Consider the following 20,858-nt stretch of genomic DNA (forward strand, 5'->3'; position numbering starts at 1 on the left):
CCCGATGAATGCCCCCCAGCCTTCCGAACCCGGTATTCGCGTCAGCCTCGCCGAGCTGATCGAGATGCGCCACCGCGTGCGTGAAGTGCAGCTGTTTTCCACGCCGAGCCAGCGCAGCCCGCTGATCGGCCTGCATCACTCGAAATTCCGTGGTCGCGGCGTCGACTTCGATCAGGTGCGGGTCTATCAGGCCGGCGACGATGTGCGCACCATCGACTGGCGCGTGACAGCGCGCACCCAGGAGCCGCACACCAAGCTGTTCCATGAAGAACGCGAGCGGCCGATTTTCATCATGGTCGAGCAAAGCACACGGCTGTTTTTCGGCTCCGGGCTGATGTTCAAATCGGTACTGGCAGCGCAAGTAGCGGCGCTGATCGGCTGGGCCGCGCTCGGCCATAACGACCGGGTTGGCGGGCTGGTGTTCGGCGACAACGAGCACTACGAAATCAAGCCACGGCGCAGCAAACAAAGCCTGCTGCAACTGCTCAACCGTTTGGTCAAGGTTAATCAGTCGCTGCACAGCGAGCGCGAGCCGGATCGCGATGCGTTTGGCGTGGCGCTGCGTCGTGCCCGTGAAGTATTGCGCCCGGGCAGTCTGGTGATCGTCATCTGCGACGAGCGCGCGTTGTCCGACAGCGCTGAACAACAATTGAGCCTGCTCTCGCGCCATTGTGATTTGCTGATGCTGCCGCTGTCCGATCCCCTCGATCACGCCCTGCCCGCCGCCGGTCTTCTCCGATTCGCCGAACGCGGCGCGCAACTCGAACTCGATACGCTGAATTTCGACCTGCGCCAGACCTATCGCGCCCAGGCCGAAGCACGCATCGCGCGTTGGGAATTGCTCGCGCAAAAATTGCGGGTATTGCTGATGCCGCTGAGCACGCAAAGTGAAATGGTCGAGCAGATGCGCGAATTCCTCAATCCGCAGCGTCCGGGGAAAGGTCGATGAACGGCCTCGAACAACTGCAACCGCTGATCTCGCCGCCACCGATTGCCTTCTGGCCGCCGGCCCCGGGTTGGTGGCTGCTGCTTCTGTTGCTGCCGCTGCTGGGTTTCGCCGTATGGCGTCTGCGCCGTTTCATCCCGATGAAGAAACGCCCTATCGTGCGTGCCGAACAGCCGCTCGACCCGGTGCGCATTGCCGCCCTCGCCGAACTGGCGCGAATGCCCAAACCCTACGACGGCGCGCCGGCCGGGGCGTGGTTGCAGCAACTTAACGGCCTGCTCAAACGCCTGTGCCGCAACCACTATCCCTACAGCCAGAGCCACACCCTCAATGGGCGTAAATGGCTGGCGTTCCTCGACAACCGTTGCCCGGCTGCCGGCCTCACCCGTTGGATGGTGCTGGTTGAAGGCGCGTACAAACCGGAATGCAAACTCGACGACAAAGCCATCGCCGGCCTGACCCAGGCTGTCGACACGTGGATTCGCAAACATGTTTGAGTTCGCCTGGCCGTGGATCTTTGTGCTGGTGCCGCTGCCGTGGCTGATGCGTCTGGTGCTGCCAGTGGCGGACAGTGGCGAGCCAGCGCTGAAAGTCAGTTTCCTCGCCGATCTGGAAGGCCTCGCCCGCCGTCGCGCTCGCGCCAACCTTCCGGCGTGGCGTCAACAAGCGCCGTTCATGCTGCTGTGGCTGTTGCTGCTGACTGCCGCCGCCCGCCCGCAATGGCTCGGCGAACCGCTGCCGATTGCCGCCAGCGGGCGTGATCTGCTGGTGGCGGTGGACGTGTCCGGTTCGATGGATTTCCCGGATATGCAGTGGCAGGACGAAGAAGTCAGTCGGCTGACGCTGGTGCAACATCTGCTCGGTGATTTCCTCGAAAGTCGCGATGGCGACCGCGTCGGTTTGATCCTGTTTGGCAGTCAGGCGTATCTGCAAGCGCCGCTGACGTTTGATCGCCGCACCGTGCGCGTCTGGCTCGACGAAGCGCGGATCGGCATAGCCGGCAAGAACACTGCGATCGGCGACGCCATCGGTCTGGCGCTGAAACGCCTGCGCCTGCGTCCGGCGCAAAGTCGTGTGCTGATTCTGGTCACTGACGGCGCGAACAACGGCGGCGAAATCGATCCGCTGACGGCGGCAAAACTGGCCGCCAGCGAAGGCGTGAAGATTTACCCGATCGGCATCGGCGCCAATCCTGAGGACAGTGGTTCGACCGGTTTGCTTGGGGTCAATCCAAGTCTGGACCTCGACGAGCCAGCGCTCAAAGCCATCGCCGAAGTCGCCGGTGGTCAGTACTTCCGTGCCCACGACGGCAAGGAACTGCAAGCAATCAAGGAAACCCTCGATCAACTCGAACCGGTGACTCAACAACCCACCCAGGCGCGTCCGGCGCAAGCCTTGTATCACTGGCCTTTGGCGCTGGCGCTGTGGCTGAGTCTGTTGCTGGTCGCGCGTGAATTGTGGCCGGACAACCCGTTGCAACGCCTGTTCACCAAAGAGCTGTACCTGCAAAGTCCGCTGCCTGACTGGCGCGAGCGCCTCAAGCGCCTGCGTCTGCGGAGGCGCCGATGATCGCGCTCTGGCCGCACTGGTTCCGTCCGTGGTGGTTGCTGTTGCTGCCGCTGCTGGGCTGGCTGATCTGGCAACTCTGGCACCGGCAGAAACGCGCCGGGCGCTGGCAGATGATTTTGCCGCCAGCGTTCCATGCCACCCTGCTCAGTGGCGGCAATGGTCGCGACAGCAAACTGCCATGGGTTGCCCTTGGCGTGGCGTGGCTGCTGACGGTTCTGGCGCTGCTCGGACCGAGTTGGGAACGGGTCGAACAGACCAGCCAGAAACCCGCCGATCCGTTGGTGGTGGTACTGGAACTGACCCCGGAAATGCTCGCCAGCGACTCGCCGCCGACGCGACTGGAACAGGCCCGGCGCAAGCTGTTCGATCTGTTGCAGGCGCGCAGCGATGCGCAGACCGCCATCGTCGTCTACGCCGGCAGCGCGCACACGCTGGTGCCGCTGTCGGATGACCTGGCGACCAGCCGCAATCTGCTCGATGCGCTCAAGCCTTCGTTGATGCCGGAAAGCGGCCATCGTGCCGATCTCGCCGTGAGCAAAGCGCTGGCCTTGCTGAAACAGGGCGCGCTCGGTCAGGGGCGGATTCTGCTGATCGGCTCGTCATTGAACGAAGAGGAACGCCAGGGTATTCGGCGTGCCCTCAACGGTGAGTCGGCACAACTGCTGATGCTCGGCGTCGGCACCGCCGAAGGTGCGCCGATTGCCCAAGAGGACGGCAGTTTCCTCAAGGACGAGCAAGGCGCGATTCGCGTGCCGCAACTCGACAGTCCGGGCCTGAGCGCGTTTCTCAACAGCGTCGGTGGCGAATACCACCCTGCTCGCCTCGACGAAGCGGATCTTGGCGCGCTTGGCCTGCTCAACGGCCCGCGCAGCTTGCGTGACGACGGTCAGACCGTGCGCCTGGATACCTGGGCCGATCAGGGTTACTGGCTGCTGTTGCCGCTGTTGTTGCTCGCCGCTTGCGCCGGCCGCCGTGGGTGGTTGTTCTGCCTGCCGCTGCTGTTTTGCTTGCCGCAGCCCAGCTACGCTTTTGAATTCGAAGACCTGTGGCTGCGTCCCGACCAACAGGGCCTGCACCTGCTCAAACAGAAGCGCCCGGCCGAAGCCGCGCAACATTTCGACGATCATCAGTGGCAAGGGGTGGCGCTGTACGAGGCCGGCGACTACAGTGGCGCCGCCCAGCGCTTTGCCGAAGGCAGCGATGCCCGTGCCCACTACAATCGTGGCAACGCTTTGGCAAAAAGCGGTGAGCTGGAAGCGGCAATCGACGCCTATGAACAGGCACTGGAACTGCAACCGGATTTGCGTCCGGCGCAGACCAACAAGGCGCTGGTGGAAAACCTGCTCAAGCAGAAAAACACACCGCCGCCCGCCGAGCCGGACACTAAACCGAGCGAACAGCAAAGTCTGCCGGGCGACGAACCACCGCCAGCGACCACGCCACCGCCCGCCGTGAACAGTGAAACCCAGAGCCCGTCGCAGCCCGTCGAACCAGCCGGCGAACCGCCACCGACCACGCCGCCGCAGCCAAGCCCCAACGAAATTCCCGGCAGCGACGAGGAAGAACAAACGGACACCGTGCCGACGCTGCGCCCAAGCGAGGACAACCTCGAAGGCGAGCAACGTCAGGCACTGGAGCAATGGCTGGGCAAGATCCCGGATGATCCGGGCGAACTGCTGCGACGCAAATTCTGGTACGAACAGCAACAACATCAGGATCAGGAAAACACTCGATGACCCGCTTCACCGCTCTCTTGCTGCCCCTGCTGCTCTGCACGGCCACCGCCCACGCGGCCGAGCTGACGGCCAGCGTGGATCGCAGTCGCCTGAACTCCGGCGAGACGGTCGAACTCACCCTCGAAACCAGCGACGTCACCCAGTTCGGCAAACCCGACCTGACCGCACTGGAAACGTTGTTCGAAGTGCGTGGCACGCGGCAGGTCAACCAGCTCAATACCCTCAATGGCGACAACCGCGCGACCACACGCTGGATCATCACCCTGCTGCCGAAAGAGAACGGCAGCGTGGTGATCCCGCCGCTGCAACTGGGCGACGCGCAGAGCCAGCCGATCACCGTGCAAGTGGTCGAAAGCGACACCCGCGAGAACCAGAACAGCCTTGATCCGGTGTTCATCGAGGCCAGCCTCGATCAGTCCAGCGTCTACGTGCAAGCTCAGGCGATCCTGACCCTGCGCATCTACCATTCCGTTTCGCTGTACGACGACAGCAGCCTGACGCCGCTGCAAATCGCCGATGCGCGCATCGAACAGCTTGGCGACACGCGTACCTACGAAAAAGACCTCAACGGCGTGCGCCATGGCGTGATCGAAATGCGCTATGCGATCTACCCGCAGCACAGCGGTTTGCTGACCATTACGCCGCAGACCTTCAGCGCGACACTGGTCGATACGCAGCCGTCACAGGATGCCAATGCGCAGGGGCCAAAGCCGGGCAAACTGATGCGCGTCAGTTCCGCCGAAATTCCCCTGACCGTCAAACCCAAACCGCTGACCTACCCGGTCGACGCACCGTGGCTGCCCGCACGCAGCCTGAGCCTCAGCGAAAGCTGGAACCCGGAACCGGAACACACGCAGGTCGGCGACTCGATGACCCGCAGCCTGACCCTGAAAGTCGAAGGCCTCGCCAGCTCGCAACTGCCAGCGCTGCCAGCCACCGACGTCAACGGCCTGCGCCGCTACCCCGACCAACCGGTGCTGAGCAACCAGAGCAGCGACCGTGGCCTGATCGGCAGCCGCGAAGAACGCGAAGCTCTGGTGCCCAGCCGTAGCGGCGCGATCGAATTGCCGACAGTCGACGTGGTCTGGTGGAACACCTTCGAAGACCACCTGGAACACAGCAGCCTGCCCGCGCGCACCCTGCAAGTGGCCAACAACCCGAGCCTGCAAGTCGACACCCCGGCCGGCAATCTGCAAGTGAGCGCCGTCGATAACGACGTGTTGTGGTGGTGGAAACTCAGCACCCTGATCCTCGCCTGCACCACCCTGCTCGGCTTCGGCCTGTGGTGGCGCGCACGCTGGCAACCGGCGGTACACCGCGCCGCCCAAACCGGCCCGAGCCCGCGCACGTTGATGGATGACATCAAGCGAGCGAGTCAGGCGAATGACCCGCAGGCGACGCGGCAGGCACTGGATGCGTGGGCGCGGCAGCAACCGGAGACATTGGCGGACATGGCGGCGCGGTTTGTGCCGTTGTCGGATGCGCTGGATGGGTTGAATGGTGCGCTGTACAGCGAGACGGGGCAGCATTGGCAGGGTGAGGATTTGTGGCGGGCGATCCGGACTATTCCGGCGGCGGAACGGGTGCAGGATCCGGTGGGTGATAGTGGGTTGCCGCCGCTTTATCCGAAGTGAACGCACGATCCCTCAACGAACACTTGAGGGATGTATCGGCAGGTCTGACTTGCAACAAGCTGACGCTCGCCTGCCGAAGGGCACTAAGAAACTCCCCCTTCGGACTGGATAGACAGGCATCACTCTGGGTCTGTCTTGCTGCGCTGGTCAGATAAACGACAGGTGGCCAGAGCCACCCGTTCATTCCCCGGAACGCGGAAATGCGGCGTCCCCGATCAATACTTGAATTTCGTTTTCACTTGTTCGCCTTCGCGATAAGAGAGAACAAACGCCTTCCAGGGTTCACCGCGTTTGACTGCGTTTGCCTGCAACTGATCGACCAGACGAAGAATTATCGCCCCGTTTATATCGGTTTCGGCGTTCCAGTCCTCAATTCCGTCTTTCTCGACGGCCAATTCCGTTTCTATATAACCCTCACCCAACTCAACACCGTATCGGAACGCGTCATAGCCATGGACGATGCCTGCTTCGACCAATTGGAAAATCTCTTCGAAAATTTTTATATCTTCAGTGATCACTAAATAACCTCCGGAATTTGGTGGGGTTGGATCCCTGAGCGATCGAACACAGAACGAACATGTTCCGTCAGTCCAATTAAATCCTCGTATGCCACTGGACCAAGTAAAGGTTCATGAGTGGACAAATAGACCGCTGCCGTGATGTTTGCTTGCAAAGCACATCCACCCACCTCCCACAACCTTGACGGTGCAATCATCCAGTTAATCCCAGGCAGCCCTTCGCGTGACCGGCCAACAATCGACCATGATAAAGCCCCCTTGTAGCCTTCCACGGCGGCCTTCAACTTGTCGATATCAACCTTGCTAATACACTCAAACCTGAAAGCGATGAAGGGTGGCAGCGCAGAATGATCCTCCCGCTGCATTTCATTCCCAACCCTTTCTTTTGGAAAACGCTGTTGATACTTTTGCCACTCCAAGACGCCAATTTCAGCAATAACAGTAAGGAGATGGCCTTCTTCATTTTCAACTGTCATAAATTGAAGACCTTTGATCCCTCGAGAAAGACCACGTTTATTTAAATGTGATCTACCCCATTACCCCTCTGAGAAAAAACAGGTCGCAGAAGCTTTTTAAACTCATTATAAACCGCCACTTATTCAATCATCTTCTTATACACCACAAGATCGTGATCCCTAACGGCGTATATTGATTCATATTGAAAGGACAGCAGAAAACGGTTATTCATGGCCCCTACCAACGCCGCCATCAACTCATCCAGATCATTTGCACTTTCTGCCAATGTACTTATCGGGCAATGCACAACCAACCTTGCGCCTATTCGCCAACCCAAGGGATCTACTTGATCTGTGCCTATATCCTCCAGAGTGGCATGCTGGGTGTATACAAAAAAAGCATTTGATTCTGGAAAACTCCCGGAGAACTCAGAATCATCAGCGTCGACTGACGCTCCCAATGCTCTCAGGACATCTATTAGTTGCTCGACACGTGGGCAACCCTCAAATTCGAACACCATCATTATGCTCATGGCTTGTGCACCTCAATTACTCTGAACTGGCCATCTTTCAACAAATAAAGCTTCTTAAGATCTTTCACTGGATACTCCGCTATATTTTTTTGTATGTCATCGAAACCTAACGGCGAATCGGCCAGATTCAGAACAACAGTTTTAGCTTGCTTAATAACTTTGTCATTAATCGTTTTCCATACCGAAAGGAGGCTGCCAGTCTGAGGCGACGCCACATCGGCTACTTCTCCATTGATTTTAAGATCCGGATTCGCCCTATTCTTTGCAACATTAGGCAGTTGCTCCACATCATACCCTGCTTTTGCCAGAGCCTTTGCAGCCTCGTTCTGCCTTTTAATGGACCTTACCATTTCGATAGAAGCATTCTTCGGGGGTAGTTCGGCATCCCCCAAAAGAGATCCGATTTTAGGTAATGTCGAGAAGCCTGCCTCGCTGTCAGTCAACCCACCCGTCGCAGGAGGCTTGGAGTCAAGCACAGGCACATCCGTATCACGTACGACAGTCTGCAACTTATTGATCTGACTTTTGACAAGGTCGAGATCAAACGACGCGCCTATTTTCTTGACTGTATCAACCGATACATCAATCCCCAGTCGCGAAAGGGTCAACGCGCTATTTGCAGAACTGCTCCCACCGCCCGCCAGCAGTTGAACCACGAGCGCCACGGCTTGCCCCATTTGCCGGCCGAGGTTTTCTGCGTTGGCATCGCCGCCTTCGGTGAGCGCTTGGCCAATCTGATCAATCTGGGATTTGAATGCAGCGCCAACTGCTTTACCCAGCAGCGCCTGGGCCTCATCAGAGCCAGCGAACTCCACGACGGCGTCCCAACTCTGTACAGGGTCCCTCATCAACATGACGGCGCTATCCAAAGTCCCTAGACCCGCTCCCGCCATACCATCGGTAAAGCCTTTAAGAACCCCCGATCCGGTCAGCAAATCCTGCCGCGTAGACTGGATCTGCCACTTCGCCGCAATCGCTATTTTTTTCAGGACATTGGGTTCGGCATCAATTTCTTTCATGGCTTGGACGTATTGCTGCGTCGCCAACCAGTTGTTGTCGATGTTCGCAGTAGCTGCGTTATTCGCTGTGGCGGCGCCATTCGGATTACTCATGGCCGCAATGCCGGTCACCAGGCTGGTGATGATGTTGCGTTTGGCTTCACGCTCTATCGCTGTTTCATTTGGATCGGTGTCTGCGAACAGTCCTGCCAGCACGCTCGCTGCTGAACCGCCCAAAGCACCTGCCGAACAGGACTGGTTGCTGGCCGCCGCACCGGCGCAGCCGAGAATCGCATGCAACGCGGCGTGTGTAGGGCTGCCTTCCTTCAGACCCTTTTTCACCCAGTCACCGATATACGATGAGCCTTGCTGCTGGACGTAATTGACCACCATGTTCTGGGCAAACTGCGCGCTACTACCGCTTACGTTACCGCTGACGCCTGCGACGAGGGCTGTAGCGATCTGGCGGTAAGTACCACCGGCCCCCCAGTTATCGCCAATCTCCTTGATCTGCTGTTTGAGCTGTAGGTAGTTCTCGTGGTGAGCCAGTTGAGCTTTCTCGGATAGTTTTGGATCAAAGGACGCCGCCAACTCCAGATCAGCCTGCTTCTTCTTGCTATCCATCTCCCGCGCACGGTCTTCAACGAACTGAGAAACGTTCTGCACAAACTTGCCGACGATTTCGAAGTTCGCACCGATCTCTTCGGCATTGAAAATCGGCTTCAGCTTATTGCTGCCATCGCGATCACTCGAAACATTCGTGTTTATCGCTGCAATGGTTTGCTCAGCGGTTTTTCCAGTGAGTTCCTGCTGTTTTGCGCCGTTGGTGATAGTCACCGCTGCACCGCTTATCCCACTGTGCGTGGTACTGCTGGAGCTGTCACTGGCGAACAGGACGACAGGCGTGGTGGCGCTCACGCCATTCTTACTGGCGACAACTGGCCCGCCCCGGCTAGCGGTGGCGCTGGCATTACCGTTTTTGTCACGTCCGATGTCGCCGCCATAACCACCACTGAGATTGATGCTACTGGCGTCGTACTCAGCCTTGTTCTTGATATCAGAACTCGTCAGCGTGCCGGTGCTCAAAGTGTTCTTACCGTCAGCAACCGCTTTGTCGGTGCTGGCGATCACCGCCCCGACCAGATCAGTATTGCCCTTGACCTCAACCTGGAAGCCGCCGTCGCCGGCCTTGATGCCCGATTGCTCGGACACACTGGCGTACTCGCTTTGCATGTGCTGCGCAGCAATACCGCCGCTGACGCTGCTGGTGCCGTAGCAGAACGGCGGTATGCAGACACTCAAGCCGACGTTCGCACTCATCTGTTTGGATGTATAGGTGCTGGTGTCCTGCTGACTCTCGACATTGAGGTCACCGCCGACTTTTACCTTGACCGTTTCACCGGTGGCGACAGCGCCTTTGATGTTGGTGTCGCCACCGCTCTCCAGGTTGAGCGTATTACCGGACTTGATCGAGGTGTTGGTGTGAGTGACGTCATCGCCATCGCTATTGCCCCGTCCCACGTTGGCGGCGAGTTCGAAGGTAAAGCCGTTGCTTTCACCGAAGCCAAAACCGATGCCTGCGCTCCAGCCGCTGTTGCTGTTGGCGCTTTGTTGATGTGCGGTGTTTTGTGCGGACAACAGATTGATTTCGCCGTCAGCTTTCAGGCTGACATCGCCGCCGCCTTCGATTCGGCTGCCCACGACATTGATGTCACTGTCAGCACCGGCTCCCGTTGCAACGATGTTGACGTTGCCACCCGCGACAACATCGCTGGCAACCACATTGCGGCCGCTCTGGCTGCTGTTCATTTTGCTCTGGCTGTTGCTCAGATTGACACTGACCTTCACCCCGCCCACCGGGTTCTGCATCATCGCCTGTCCGGCATCCAGCGCCTGATTGGCACTCATGGCGGCGTTCACCGCTGCCAGTGCGACCATTCGATCATCGCTGGTTTTCTGCGCAGCTTCGCCCATTTGCTGAATGCCACGCAGGGCATCGACCAGCGGAATGCTGACGGTGCCGCCGATTGCCGTGCGGCTGGTGCTCGCGGTTTTATTGGTGTTGAGCGTGTCGAATCCTGCCTCGATATCAACGTGCTTGGCTTTGATGTTGATGTCACCCTGAGGGGTGACCAACTGGCTAGCGCTCTGGCTGTAATGATCCCCGGCGGTCAGGGAAATATTGCCGCCGAGGGAGGCGATTTGACTGCCCGACTGGCGCGTTGAAGTGCTGTCATCGGTTTCTTTGGTTTTGACGATCCCGGTCGCGCCCTGCCACCAGGAGCCCACTTCACCGACTTTTTTACTGCCGGATTTCGAGTTGGACGACGCAGAGTTCTCTGCACTGGTGATTTCCAGATTACGTCCGGCATTGATGCCGATATTCTTGTCGGCCACCAGCGTGCTGCCTTCAACAACAGAATCACGGCCACTGTTGATTTGAATGCTGCCAGCGCTGATATCGCTGCCGATGCTCTGTGTGGATGATTGCTGCGATTGCTGGGTTTTCTGCGTGTTGGAGAGCCAGCCGGTAACCGTCATCCCGGTCTTGCTGGAGCTCTTGGACTGGCTGGATGTATGGGTTTCTTCAGCGGTGCCAATCAGAACATCATTGGCCGCTGTCAGCTTCACCTCGTTTTCCGCACGCAGGGCAGCCGCTTGCAAAGTGATGTCGTGACTCGATTTGAGCTCGATATCCTTGGCGCTTAGTTCGGTGCTATTCAGACGTGTCTGCGTCTGCTCACTGCTGCTGGACTTGCTCTTGTTCCAGCTTTTCTTCGATGACGCGTTGGCTTGGCTGTAAGAGTCTTCAGCAGCCAACAAGTTGATGTCGCGACCCGCGGTAGCAAGCAAAGTCCCATCGCTGTTGAGCTTGGCTCCGGTCAGATTAATGTCCTGACCTGCCGACACCACGAGCTTGGTACCCGCCTCGACTGTCGAGCTGACGGACAAGACCGTCTCACTTTCACTCATCGTCGACTTCTTCTTGCCGAAGGAGCCCTTTTTGGTTTTCGAGTAGTAGTCGTAATCGACGTCTTCTGCCGTTGCGATGTTGACGTCATCACCAGCGAACAAGTACGCCTCGTTGCTGGCGCTGATGCGACTGGCAATCAGATTGAGGTCTTTGCCAGCGTTGACAGCAATGTCACGGCCCGAGTTGATGACACTTGATTGCTGGGAAACATTGAGGGATTCGACCTGCGTGCGCTTGCTGCGCGCTACGTACTCACTTTCATTTGCCGCGGAAGCGACCAGTACATCATTGCCGGCGTTCAAGCTCAGATCGCGCTTGGCATCCAGCCGACTGGCCACAATCGCCACGTCACGATCAGCACTGATCGACAGATCCCGCCCAGATGTCACTTCAGCGCCGTGCTGAGTAATTGTCTGATTGAGGTAACTACCGCCACGTGCGTCGATGCTGCGATTCTGAACCGAAGTGATGTTCACATCACGATCGGCATCAAGCGTCATGTCCTGACCACTCTGGAGTACGCCACCAATGTTATTGATGTCGCGACCAGCGCTGATCGTCAGGTCATTGCCTGCTTCGATCCGTGCGGCGCTATCCACATAGTCACGGTGGTACACACTGCCAGCGCGGTTGACATCAACACTGGTCACATCGCGCTGGTTGATTACGTCCCCATGGGTAGTCGTGAGACTGACATCCTTACCGAAAATGATGCCGCCTGACTTATTAATGATGTCGTTACCGGCTTTGAGCCTCAAACGCTCTCCGGCTTCGATCAGTCCACTGTTGACAAGGTTGTTGTCGGCTTCTGCCCACAAGTTGTTTGAAGCGCGCAACGTACCCGCGTTCGTAAGATCGCCACCGGCAATCAATGTCACGTCGTTACCCTGAATCAACGCCCCGTTTGGCGCCAGCCGGTTATTCGCCTGAGCCAGATACAGCACCGGCACCAGCACTTTCTCACCATTCACTTCGTGCTCTTCGAGCCAGACGATGTCGTGGGTCAGTGCCGCCACTTGTTGTGCAGTCAGCGTGACGCCCATCGACAGGTTGAGCTGATCCTTGCTGGCGATGGCGTTGTTCATCAGGTACTTGAACATCGCTTCGTCGGAGGTCTGGCCGTCGATGAACCGCTGTCCCGTACGCTCGACGACCGCTTGCTGGATCATCCGCTGTTCGAAGAAACCGTCACCCAAACGCTTGGCGCTGATGTCCGGGTCGTAGCCGAGTTTTTGCAACAGGTAATCCGAGCTCTCGAATTTCTTCAGGTCGGTGAGTACCGGGTTGGTTTCGATCAGGTATTTGTGCGGATTGGAGCGCACGCTGGTGTCGGGCAAGCCTTGTACGCGTGGTACGTCAAAGGCGGGGTTGCCCCGAGCAGGCACCAGCACGCCGACTGGCCCGTCAGCGGCGGTTGCACCCACGTTGAACTGAGCGGTTCTGTCGTTGAGATTCAGCGAGGCGGCATCGCTCAGCGCCAGATCGCGTTTTTTTATCGACACCGGGTCGGTGTTGTCGAACTGGAACTGAGTCGACGGCCGTGCGGGCATGCCGACCGTATGATGTGTCGACTCGCCGGACAGCGTATCGATGGTCCAGGACGGCGCAGGCACCAAGGATTGTTCGCTACCACCCTTGCCGCTCAGGCGGAACAGGCCGTTGTCACCGACCGGCAGGCTGAAGCCGGGTAATGTCAGCGGGTTGACCTGTTGTTGTGCCAAGTCCGGTGGCAGTTGGCTGTTGAGGCTGATGACGGTGGTTTTACCGGTGCCGCCAGCGCCGGTATTGGCGTTGCGCGAGGTGCCGGCGGCGCCTGAACTGTAGGCCTTTTCAACACCGTTGCTGATTTTGTTGCTGGCGTTGATGGTGACATTGCCGGCGGCCTGAATGATCGCCGAGGCGAATCCTGAAGGATCGGAGGTGACGATCTTTTCATTGAACACGGCATTCTTTATGAAGTCTGGAGCTTCCGTTCTGTCTCCCGAGGAATAGAGAGAATCTCCGAACTTGACGGCTTGACTCTGCTTATTCAAAGAAATGATGGTCGGGCCGAACGTCTGGAACCAGTTGTCAGCCTCACCTTTGGCACCATATCTGACGACCTTGGAAACTACCCGTGAGTCATCTTCGTTGGCGTTCCAAAAATGCAGATCGTTGTTGTAGTCCGCATCGTTGTACATGTTGTACGCAACGACTTCGTTCCACTGGGCAACGGAGAGCCCTCCATTGACGTATTTGCGGGAAACGTAATCGCCAGTGGCAGTACCCGAGTTCTCGAAGTTGGCCACGTTGATGTTGATGTTTCCAGAAGCGGCGATCGACGAGTTCGAATTCAGGAACGATCCACCCACAGCATCAAAGTTTTTTCCGGCAGTGATAGACGCGGCTTTGGAACTTTCCCCCTCCGAAATGCTTACCTTGAACTTTTGTTCCCAGACCAGGTGAGACGGTAGTTTGCCTCCTTGCAGATCTGTCCAGTTAAGCGGGATCTGATCACACGAATAGCAACGCACTCCAATATCCGACGAGTACATCTCGGAAACCGTTTTGAACTGGTCTCTGCGGTTAACGATCGAGTCCGCCTTGATCGAGAAGTCGCCGGTGCTCTCCATCGTTCCGGAAAGGTTTTCCACCGTCGTCGCGCGATTACCGGCATCGTCCCGCGCAATATCGATTGCGCCGAGGCTGTAAACGTCGGATTTCTTATTGCTGAAGCTGCCCACGCGAAGCTTTATGTCGCCACCGCTGAACAGGAACCCGCCCTCATCGTTGAGCAGTGATGAGGTCGTCAGCTTCATACCCAACGCGCCTGCGAGCGTGCCGTAGTTGTTAACGGTGCCGGCATTGAGGATCAGATTATTGGCAGCGGTGAGGCGGCCATAGTTGTTGACGATCGCCAGGCCACCGCGTGCGCCTACGGTCGTATTGCCTCCGGCCGCGATACTCGTAGCGCTGGTCAGGTTGAGGGTGGAGGCGTCGAGTTGCAGATCGCCCAGACTGCTCGTGCGCCCGTTGCCGCCGTAATTGCCGCTCAGCTGAATATCGACGCTGCCATCGCTGGCAATCAAGCCTTCGTTGCTCCAGTTGCCCCCACGCCCCACCAGTTGATTCGAAGCGAGCAACTGCCCGCTCGCCGTCTGCACAAAGTTGCCGACATTCACCGTCAACCGCCCGGCCTGAATCACGCTGCTGTTGGTCCAGCTGTCGGCGTTCAGTGTCAGTCCGCCACGGGTCACCAGCGAGCCGGCGGCGTTCATCACGTTGGCGGTGGAGATGCCGAATTCACCGAGGCCGACATGCGTCACCGAACCGCCGGCATTGAGGAAGCTCGGTGCCGCGAGGGTGAAATCGGTGTTGGCGGTTTCCACCAGACCGTTGCGGTTGTCGAACTGGCTGCCGATCTGGAAATCGGTTTTGCCGCTGGTACCGAGTGCGCGCAGTTTGCCGCCCTGGTTGTCGAGATTGGCGGCGCGAATCGCCAGTGTGCTGGCGCTTTCGATCAGGCCGCTGCGGTTGCTCAGGTTGCCGTCGGCACCCAGCTCGATGCTGCTGCCGCTGATCTGGCCGTTGTTGTTGCTCATCAGGCCGGCGATGGTTTTCACCACGCCTTTGGCATAGATCCCGCCGCCGCTGTTGTCGAGGGTGTTGCCGCCGGCGTTGAGCAGGATGTTGCCGGTGTTGGCGGCGATCCGTCCGCCATCGCTGTAGATACCGCCGAGCGCTTGCAGGTCGAGGCGACTGCCTTCGATCTTGCCGCCCTGGCCGTTGCGCAACACGCCGCTCAGGCGGGTTTGCAGCAGACCGTTGAGGCTTGAGAGCACACCGCCTCGGCTGTCGAGGCTGGCAGCGTTGAGGGTCAGGTCGGCGTTCTGGGCGATGATTTTGCCGCCCTGATTATCGATCGCGCCGTTGCCGATGTTCACGCTCAGCGCGGTCATGCTTTGCACCGCGCCTTTAGCGTTGTTCAGCGCGGCGGCAGTGATGGACACGCCGGCATCGCGGCTGGACAGCAGGCCGTCAGCGTCGTTGCGCAACGTGCCGCCGGCGGTGAGGTCCAGTTGGCCGTTGGCCGAGACGGTGCCGCGCTGGCTGTTGTTCAGGTCGCCGCTGGTGAGCAGGCTCAGCAGGGTCTGGCTGATCAACTGGCCGCCCTGGTTGTCGACGCTGGCGGCGCGTTTGATCAGCAGTGCGGCGCCGCTGCCGAGTGCGCCATTGAAGTTGGTCAGGGCGCCGAGCAGATCGAGGGTGACGCTGTCGTCACCGACCAGACTGCCCTTCGTATTGTTCAGCGGGCCACCGGTGAAGGTCAGGGCTTTTTTCGCCATGACGTTGCCGCTGCTGTTGTTCAGGCTGGCCGCGCGGATCTCGAGGGTGTCGCCGCTTTTGATCAGGCCGCCCGAGGCGTTGCTGATCGCGCCGGTTATGGTCAGGGTTTGTTTGCCGTCACTGCTGACCGTACCGCCGCTGTTGTCCAGGCTGGCGGCCGTGATGGTTACTTCGCCGAGGCCGCCGATGCCGCCCTTGCTGTGGTTGAGCAGTGCGCCGCTGAGGTCGATGTTGACGTTGCCGAGCTGGCTGGAGATCGCGCCTTCCAGGCTGTTGTCGAGGGTGCCGCCGCTGAGGCTCACGCCTTTCCAGCCGGAGAGCAGACCGTTCTGGTTGTTCAGGTCGGCCGCTTTTACGGTCAGTTGATCGTTGCTGATCAGGTTACCGCCACGGTTATCGACACGGTTGCCGGTGAGGCTGAAGCTGTTGACGCTGGAGATCTCGCCTTGCTGGTTATTCAAGTCACGCAGGGTGGCGATGCTCAGCACGCCTTTGCTGTTGATCACGCCGTTCTGGTTATTCAGGTCGCGCAGATCGGCAATGCTCAACCGACCTTTGCTGCTGATCACACCGTCCTGGTTATTCAGATCCTGCGCGGTGGCGCCCAGGTCCATATTCAGGCCGGAAACGCCGACCAGTGTGCCGCCCTGATTGTTCAGGCAGGTGCTGTTGAGGGTCAGTTGTTGTGCGGCGCGGATGCTGCCTTTATTAGTGTTTTTCAGCAGGCCATCGACGCTCACCTCGATGTCGCTGTCACTGAGCAACACACCGCCGTCGCTGTTATCCAGACTCGCCGCGCGAACCTGCAACGCTGCAGCGGCAATCGTGCCCTTGATCGAGGTTAGTGCGTTGTCGAGGGTCAGGGTGAGTTTCTGGTTGCTCAGCAGTTGCCCGCCGCTGTTGTCCAGCGACTTGGCGATTAGCTCAAAAGCCTTGTCGCTGGAAATCTCGCCGCCACGGTTGTTCACGTCGGTGAGGTTTTTCAGTAGTAACTGCTCCGGCGCGTTGATCACGCCGCCCTGATTGTTCAGCGCGCCGCCGTTCAGATCGACACTGACGGTGCCGCCGCTGAACAGTTTGCCGCCCTGCTGGTCGAGGCCTTGGACATTGGCGGTCAGTGTCTTGCCGGCACCGAGGCTGCCAACGGTGTTGCTAACCTGAGCGGCAGTGATGTCGACGTGGTCGTCAGCGTAAATGTTCGCCTGGTTGTTGTTGAGTGCACCGGTGCTGATGCTGAGATTGGCCTTGCTGCTGAGTACACCTTTTTGCTGGTTATCCAGCGCGCTGCTGTTGAGGATGAGATCGCCGTCGGTCAGCAATTTGCCGCCCTGGTTGCTGACGGCGCCGCGAGTGTTGACAGTAAGCGCTTTGGCGCTGGAGACCGTGCCGCCATTGTTGTTGAGACTTTGCGCGGTGATCGCCAAGGCGCCTTCGTTGACGAGGCTGCCCTGTGCGTTGTTCAGATCCCCAGAGAGGTTGATCGCGAGGTCTTTCTGGCTGGTCAGGCGACCACTGTTTTCCAGTGTCTTGCCGGTCAGTGTCAGCCCGGTGTCACCGGACAGCAGGCCTTTGTTGCGGTTGATGACGTCGTTGACGGTCAGCGCCAGATTGCCTCCCGCGAGCATGTAGCCGCTGTCGCTGTTATCGAGCCAGGCGCCGATCAGACTGACATCGCTCTTGCTCGACAACTCGCCGCTGCGGTTGTCGACACGCTCGACGTTAAGTTTCAGCGCTTGGGTCGAACCGATCAGACCTTCCTGACGGTTATCCAGACTGGCGGCGGTAATCGTCAGGCCGTTGTCGGCGATGACCACGCCGTTGTGGTTATCGAACATTCCAGTGACGCGGAAATCGACATCACCGCGCACGCGGATGTCACCGCTGCTGTTGTTCAAACTGTCGCTGCGACTGTCGAGGTTGGCGGAAGCAATCAGACCTTTGACGTTGCTCAACGCGCGCTCGATGACCAGAGTGAGCTTTTCATTGCTCAGCAACTTGCCGCCGTCGTTGTTTAAGCTTTGCGCGTTAACGCTCCAGGCCTTGGCAGCGGAGATTTCGCCGGCGCTGTTGTTGACGTCCTTGAGGTTTTTCAGCAGCAACTGGCCCGGCGTATGGATGTTGCCGCGCTGGTTATTGAGCAGACCGTTGTTCATGTCCAGGGTCAGGTCGCCGTTGCTGAACAGCTCGCCGCCGTCCTGTTCCAGCGAGGTCACCGAAGCTTCGAGTTTCTGCTGACTGCCGAGGCTGCCGCCGGAGTTGTCCAGGTGCGCGGCGGTCAATAGTAGTGAGCCATCGGTGGCGATACTGCCGCCCTGTCGGTTCTTCAACTCACCGGTAGTCAGGGTCGAATCAGCCTTGGCGCTGATAATGCCGTTGGCGCTGTTATCCAGACTGCCACTGTTGAAGGTCAGGCCTTTCTGCGAAACGATCAGGCCGCCCTGACTCAGCACGGAACCGCTGGCGGTCAACGCCATCGCTTCAAGGCTCGACAGTTTGCCCAGACGATTGTCGAGGCTGCCGGCGCTGAGGGTCATCTGCCCTTCGCTGCTGATCAGGCCTTGCTGGTTGTCCATGGCCTCGTCGAAGGTCAGCCCGAGCGTGTTCTGGCTGACGATGCGCCCGCCGACGTTGCTCAGGCCGATGCCGTTGAGGGTGCTCGCGCCTTTGCTGAAAATCAGGCCGTTAGTGGCGTTAATGATCTGCGCGACTTTCAGCGCCAGTGTGGTGTCGGACAGCACTTTGCCGCCGTCGCTGTTGTCCAGGCGCGAACCGTTGATGTGCAAATCCAGCTGGCTGGAGAGTGTGCTGGCGCGGTTGTCGATCTGCTCGACGTTGACGGTCAAAGTCTTGAGCGAACCGACCAGACTGTCCTGATGGCTGTTGAGGGTTTTGCCGGTCAGCAGCAGATTGCCTTCGGCGACCAGTTCACCGTGCTCTTGATTGAGGGTGTCGATGTTGGCGTCGATATCGCCCTTGGCAGAAACCCGTCCGCCATCGTTGTTGACTGTCTTGGCTTTGAGGCTCAACACGCCGCTCGAGGTCAGCAGGCCGCCGTTGCTGTTGTTCAGCGTGTTGCCGTCGACGGTCAGCGCCGTCTTGCTTTCGAGGCGGCCCTTGTCGCGGTTGTCCAGGTTGTCGATCAGTAGTTTGCCTGCCTGATCGGCGCGAATCGTCCCGCCACGGTTGTCGGTGTTGGCGCTGCTGACGGTCAGCGTGTCGAGACTGGAAATCTTGCCGGCACGGTTATCCAGGCGCTTGGCCTGCACGTTCATGGCGCCGTTGGCCTGAATCAGGCCCTTGTTCTGGTTGTTCAGTTGCTCGCTGATCCGCGTGGTCAGCGTGCCTTCGCTGGTCAACTGGCCCTGCTGGCTGTTGTCGAGCTGTTGGGCTTTTACCAGCAAGGTCTGTTTGGCGCCGATCTTGCCGGTGCGGTTGTTGATTGCGCCTAGGGCGCTGATGTCGAGCAGGCGGCCGGCGCTCATCAGGCCGGCAACATTGTCCAGCGAGGTGACGGTCAGGACCGCGTCGGTCTGGCTGCTGAGTTCGCCGCTGTTGTTGATCAACTGGCCGATGTTGGCGGTGAGGCTGGCGTTGCTGGTGATCACGCCTTGGCTGTTGAGCACCTGCGCGGCGTTTAGGTTCAGGGTGGTGTTGCTCTGCACCTTGCCGGCGTTGCGGTTGTCCAGCGTGCCGGCGCTGATCGCAGCGGTTTGGCCGCTGAGCGTACCGCCCTGGTTGTTCAGGGTTTGCGCGGTGTTGATGGTCAGATTGCGGCTGGCGGTGAGGCTTTTGCCAGTGTTGTCGAGGTTCTGTGCCGTGAGGCTCAGATCGCCGCTGGCATTGCGGCCGCCGTCGACGTTGACGCCGGCTTCGATGGCACCGGCGTTGGTCAGTTGGCCGCCGGCGCTGAGGGTGAGGCTGTCGCGGGCCGCTAGGGTCTGGCGGTTGGTCAGGTTGCCCTGAGTTTGCATGTTGAGAGCCGTGCCGGCGTAAACCGGGCCACGTGCATCGAGGCTCGCAGCCTTAACGTTGACTGCACCCGTGGCCGAGGTGTCGACCAGACTCAACTGGCCGTTGGCGTCGAGCTGAATATCGCCGCCGCTGGCAATCAGCTTGCCGTCGAGTTTCACCCCGACACCGGCCTCGGTACCGACCAGTTTGATCGCGCCTGCGTACATGCCGCCCAGCGCTGAAGAGTCGATGGCCAGTTGCGGTTTGCTGCTGCCGTCATCGGCGCGCGCGGTGGCGTTAAGGGTTTGTGCGTTGACGTCGTTGCGACCGGCGACAATCGTCAGGTTTTGCGCCTGAATCTCGGCGTTGATCTTCGCGCTGCGAGTGATGATTTCGAAACGGTCGACATTGGTCGCGTTAAGGCCCGCGCCCTCGATGGCCACCGAACCCTGATCAACCTGAAAGCGATCCAGACGACCGTTGTCGAGCACCGGTTTACCGGTGGTCAGGGTCACGCGCGGCGAGTTGATGAAACCGCAGCCATTACAGGTAATGCCATAAGGGTTGGCAACAATGACCCGCGCCGACTGCCCCGCCACTTCGGTATAACCGCGCAACTGGCTCGGATTGCCGCTGATGACTTCGTTGAGAATTGCCTGCGCCGAACCGCTGTTTTTCAGGTTCGGGTTGTCGATGATGTGGCCGCCCAACTGCGTCAGATTATTCTGCGTCGAGCCGTTGTTGAGGATCAGCCCCTGCGCACCGACGTTGTAGTCGTGGAACTGGTTATGTGACAGGCCGCTGGCATTGGGCGTGGCGATGTTGATGATCGGCACGCCGTTGCCGGCACGATCCAGCGAGGTATTCGGGTTGGCGACGACAATACCGTCGGCCTGCGCCCACATCGGTTGCCAGAACATGACGTTCGCCAAGAGAAACGCCAGCCCGCGCTTGGGCATGCCAAGGAATGACTCGCGGGTTTTCAGGGCAGCAGCAGGCTGACGAGCGAGAAACGCGTACTGGCGAACGTCCATGTTGAAGATCTCTTTACAACGAGCAGTAAAAGTCGGATGACGGTGAGTGCGCGGTACTCCTGACAGTCACGAACCTTGCTGCAGATCGCAAAACGGCCCTTTCACCGGATAGTGGCGCACTAATATCACCTTTGCGGCGCGATATTAGATGGCCACTATTTTGGCGTCAATTTTTGATTTGCCC

Annotated in this window: 9 protein-coding genes; 5 read left to right on the forward strand and 4 right to left on the reverse strand. The window is 59.0% G+C overall.

Translation table 11 applies throughout. The features are described from left to right. The first annotated feature begins 4 nt into the window (after nt 1-4). From HU754_RS17295 to HU754_RS17315, 5 genes are read left to right on the forward strand one after another with little or no spacing between them, the layout of a single operon-like run. The gene (locus tag HU754_RS17295; protein WP_116255710.1) at nt 5-949 is read left to right on the forward strand and encodes a DUF58 domain-containing protein; all 945 of its coding nucleotides are present in this window, start codon (nt 5-7) and stop codon (nt 947-949) included. Then, on the forward strand, nt 946-1,443 hold the full coding sequence (locus HU754_RS17300) for a DUF4381 domain-containing protein (protein WP_116255711.1): 498 nt from the start codon (nt 946-948) through the stop codon (nt 1,441-1,443). The genes HU754_RS17295 and HU754_RS17300 overlap by 4 nt, the downstream gene beginning before the upstream one ends. Next, nucleotides 1,436-2,515: a vWA domain-containing protein gene (locus HU754_RS17305; protein ID WP_186624266.1), complete on the forward strand. Its 1,080-nt coding sequence runs from the start codon at nt 1,436-1,438 to the stop codon at nt 2,513-2,515. The genes HU754_RS17300 and HU754_RS17305 overlap by 8 nt, the downstream gene beginning before the upstream one ends. Continuing rightward, nucleotides 2,512-4,251: a tetratricopeptide repeat protein gene (locus HU754_RS17310; RefSeq protein ID WP_186624265.1), complete on the forward strand. Its 1,740-nt coding sequence runs from the start codon at nt 2,512-2,514 to the stop codon at nt 4,249-4,251. Before HU754_RS17305 ends, HU754_RS17310 begins: the two co-directional genes overlap by 4 nt. Beyond that, nucleotides 4,248-5,885, forward strand: coding sequence for a BatD family protein (locus HU754_RS17315; RefSeq protein ID WP_186624264.1), 1,638 nt, complete (start codon nt 4,248-4,250; stop codon nt 5,883-5,885). Before HU754_RS17310 ends, HU754_RS17315 begins: the two co-directional genes overlap by 4 nt. Before the next feature lie 215 nt (nt 5,886-6,100). Here HU754_RS17315 and HU754_RS17320 read toward each other — a convergent pair whose 3' ends face one another. The 4 genes from HU754_RS17320 to HU754_RS17335 all read right to left on the reverse strand — a co-directional run bounded on the left by HU754_RS17320 (nt 6,101) and on the right by HU754_RS17335 (nt 20,674). Beyond that, nucleotides 6,101-6,403 carry a hypothetical protein gene (locus HU754_RS17320; protein WP_077573237.1) on the reverse strand — a complete coding sequence of 101 codons (303 nt, stop codon included), beginning with the start codon at nt 6,401-6,403 and terminating at the stop codon, nt 6,101-6,103. Next, nucleotides 6,403-6,879, reverse strand: a complete 477-nt coding sequence (locus HU754_RS17325) for a hypothetical protein (RefSeq protein ID WP_186624263.1) — start codon at nt 6,877-6,879, stop codon at nt 6,403-6,405. Before HU754_RS17325 ends, HU754_RS17320 begins: the two co-directional genes overlap by 1 nt. Before the next feature lie 119 nt (nt 6,880-6,998). Further along, nucleotides 6,999-7,391 (reverse strand): hypothetical protein, encoded by a 393-nt coding sequence (locus HU754_RS17330; RefSeq protein ID WP_186624262.1) that lies wholly within the window; start codon nt 7,389-7,391, stop codon nt 6,999-7,001. Beyond that, nucleotides 7,388-20,674 (reverse strand): hemagglutinin repeat-containing protein, encoded by a 13,287-nt coding sequence (locus HU754_RS17335; RefSeq protein WP_186624261.1) that lies wholly within the window; start codon nt 20,672-20,674, stop codon nt 7,388-7,390. The genes HU754_RS17330 and HU754_RS17335 overlap by 4 nt, the downstream gene beginning before the upstream one ends. Nucleotides 20,675-20,858 lie beyond the last annotated feature (184 nt).

The sequence above is a fragment of the Pseudomonas zeae genome (assembly GCF_014268485.2).
Classification (GTDB): Bacteria; Pseudomonadota; Gammaproteobacteria; order Pseudomonadales; family Pseudomonadaceae; genus Aquipseudomonas; species Aquipseudomonas neuropathica.

Coding starts and splice junctions, on each gene's coding strand:
- HU754_RS17315 (WP_186624264.1), top strand. CDS start 4,248: ATGACCCGCTTCACCGCTCTCTTGCTGCCCCTGCTGCTCTGCACGGCC.
- HU754_RS17310 (WP_186624265.1), top strand. CDS start 2,512: ATGATCGCGCTCTGGCCGCACTGGTTCCGTCCGTGGTGGTTGCTGTTG.
- HU754_RS17300 (WP_116255711.1), top strand. CDS start 946: ATGAACGGCCTCGAACAACTGCAACCGCTGATCTCGCCGCCACCGATT.
- HU754_RS17295 (WP_116255710.1), top strand. CDS start 5: ATGAATGCCCCCCAGCCTTCCGAACCCGGTATTCGCGTCAGCCTCGCC.
- HU754_RS17330 (WP_186624262.1), bottom strand. CDS start 7,391: ATGAGCATAATGATGGTGTTCGAATTTGAGGGTTGCCCACGTGTCGAG.
- HU754_RS17335 (WP_186624261.1), bottom strand. CDS start 20,674: ATGGACGTTCGCCAGTACGCGTTTCTCGCTCGTCAGCCTGCTGCTGCC.
- HU754_RS17325 (WP_186624263.1), bottom strand. CDS start 6,879: ATGACAGTTGAAAATGAAGAAGGCCATCTCCTTACTGTTATTGCTGAA.
- HU754_RS17305 (WP_186624266.1), top strand. CDS start 1,436: ATGTTTGAGTTCGCCTGGCCGTGGATCTTTGTGCTGGTGCCGCTGCCG.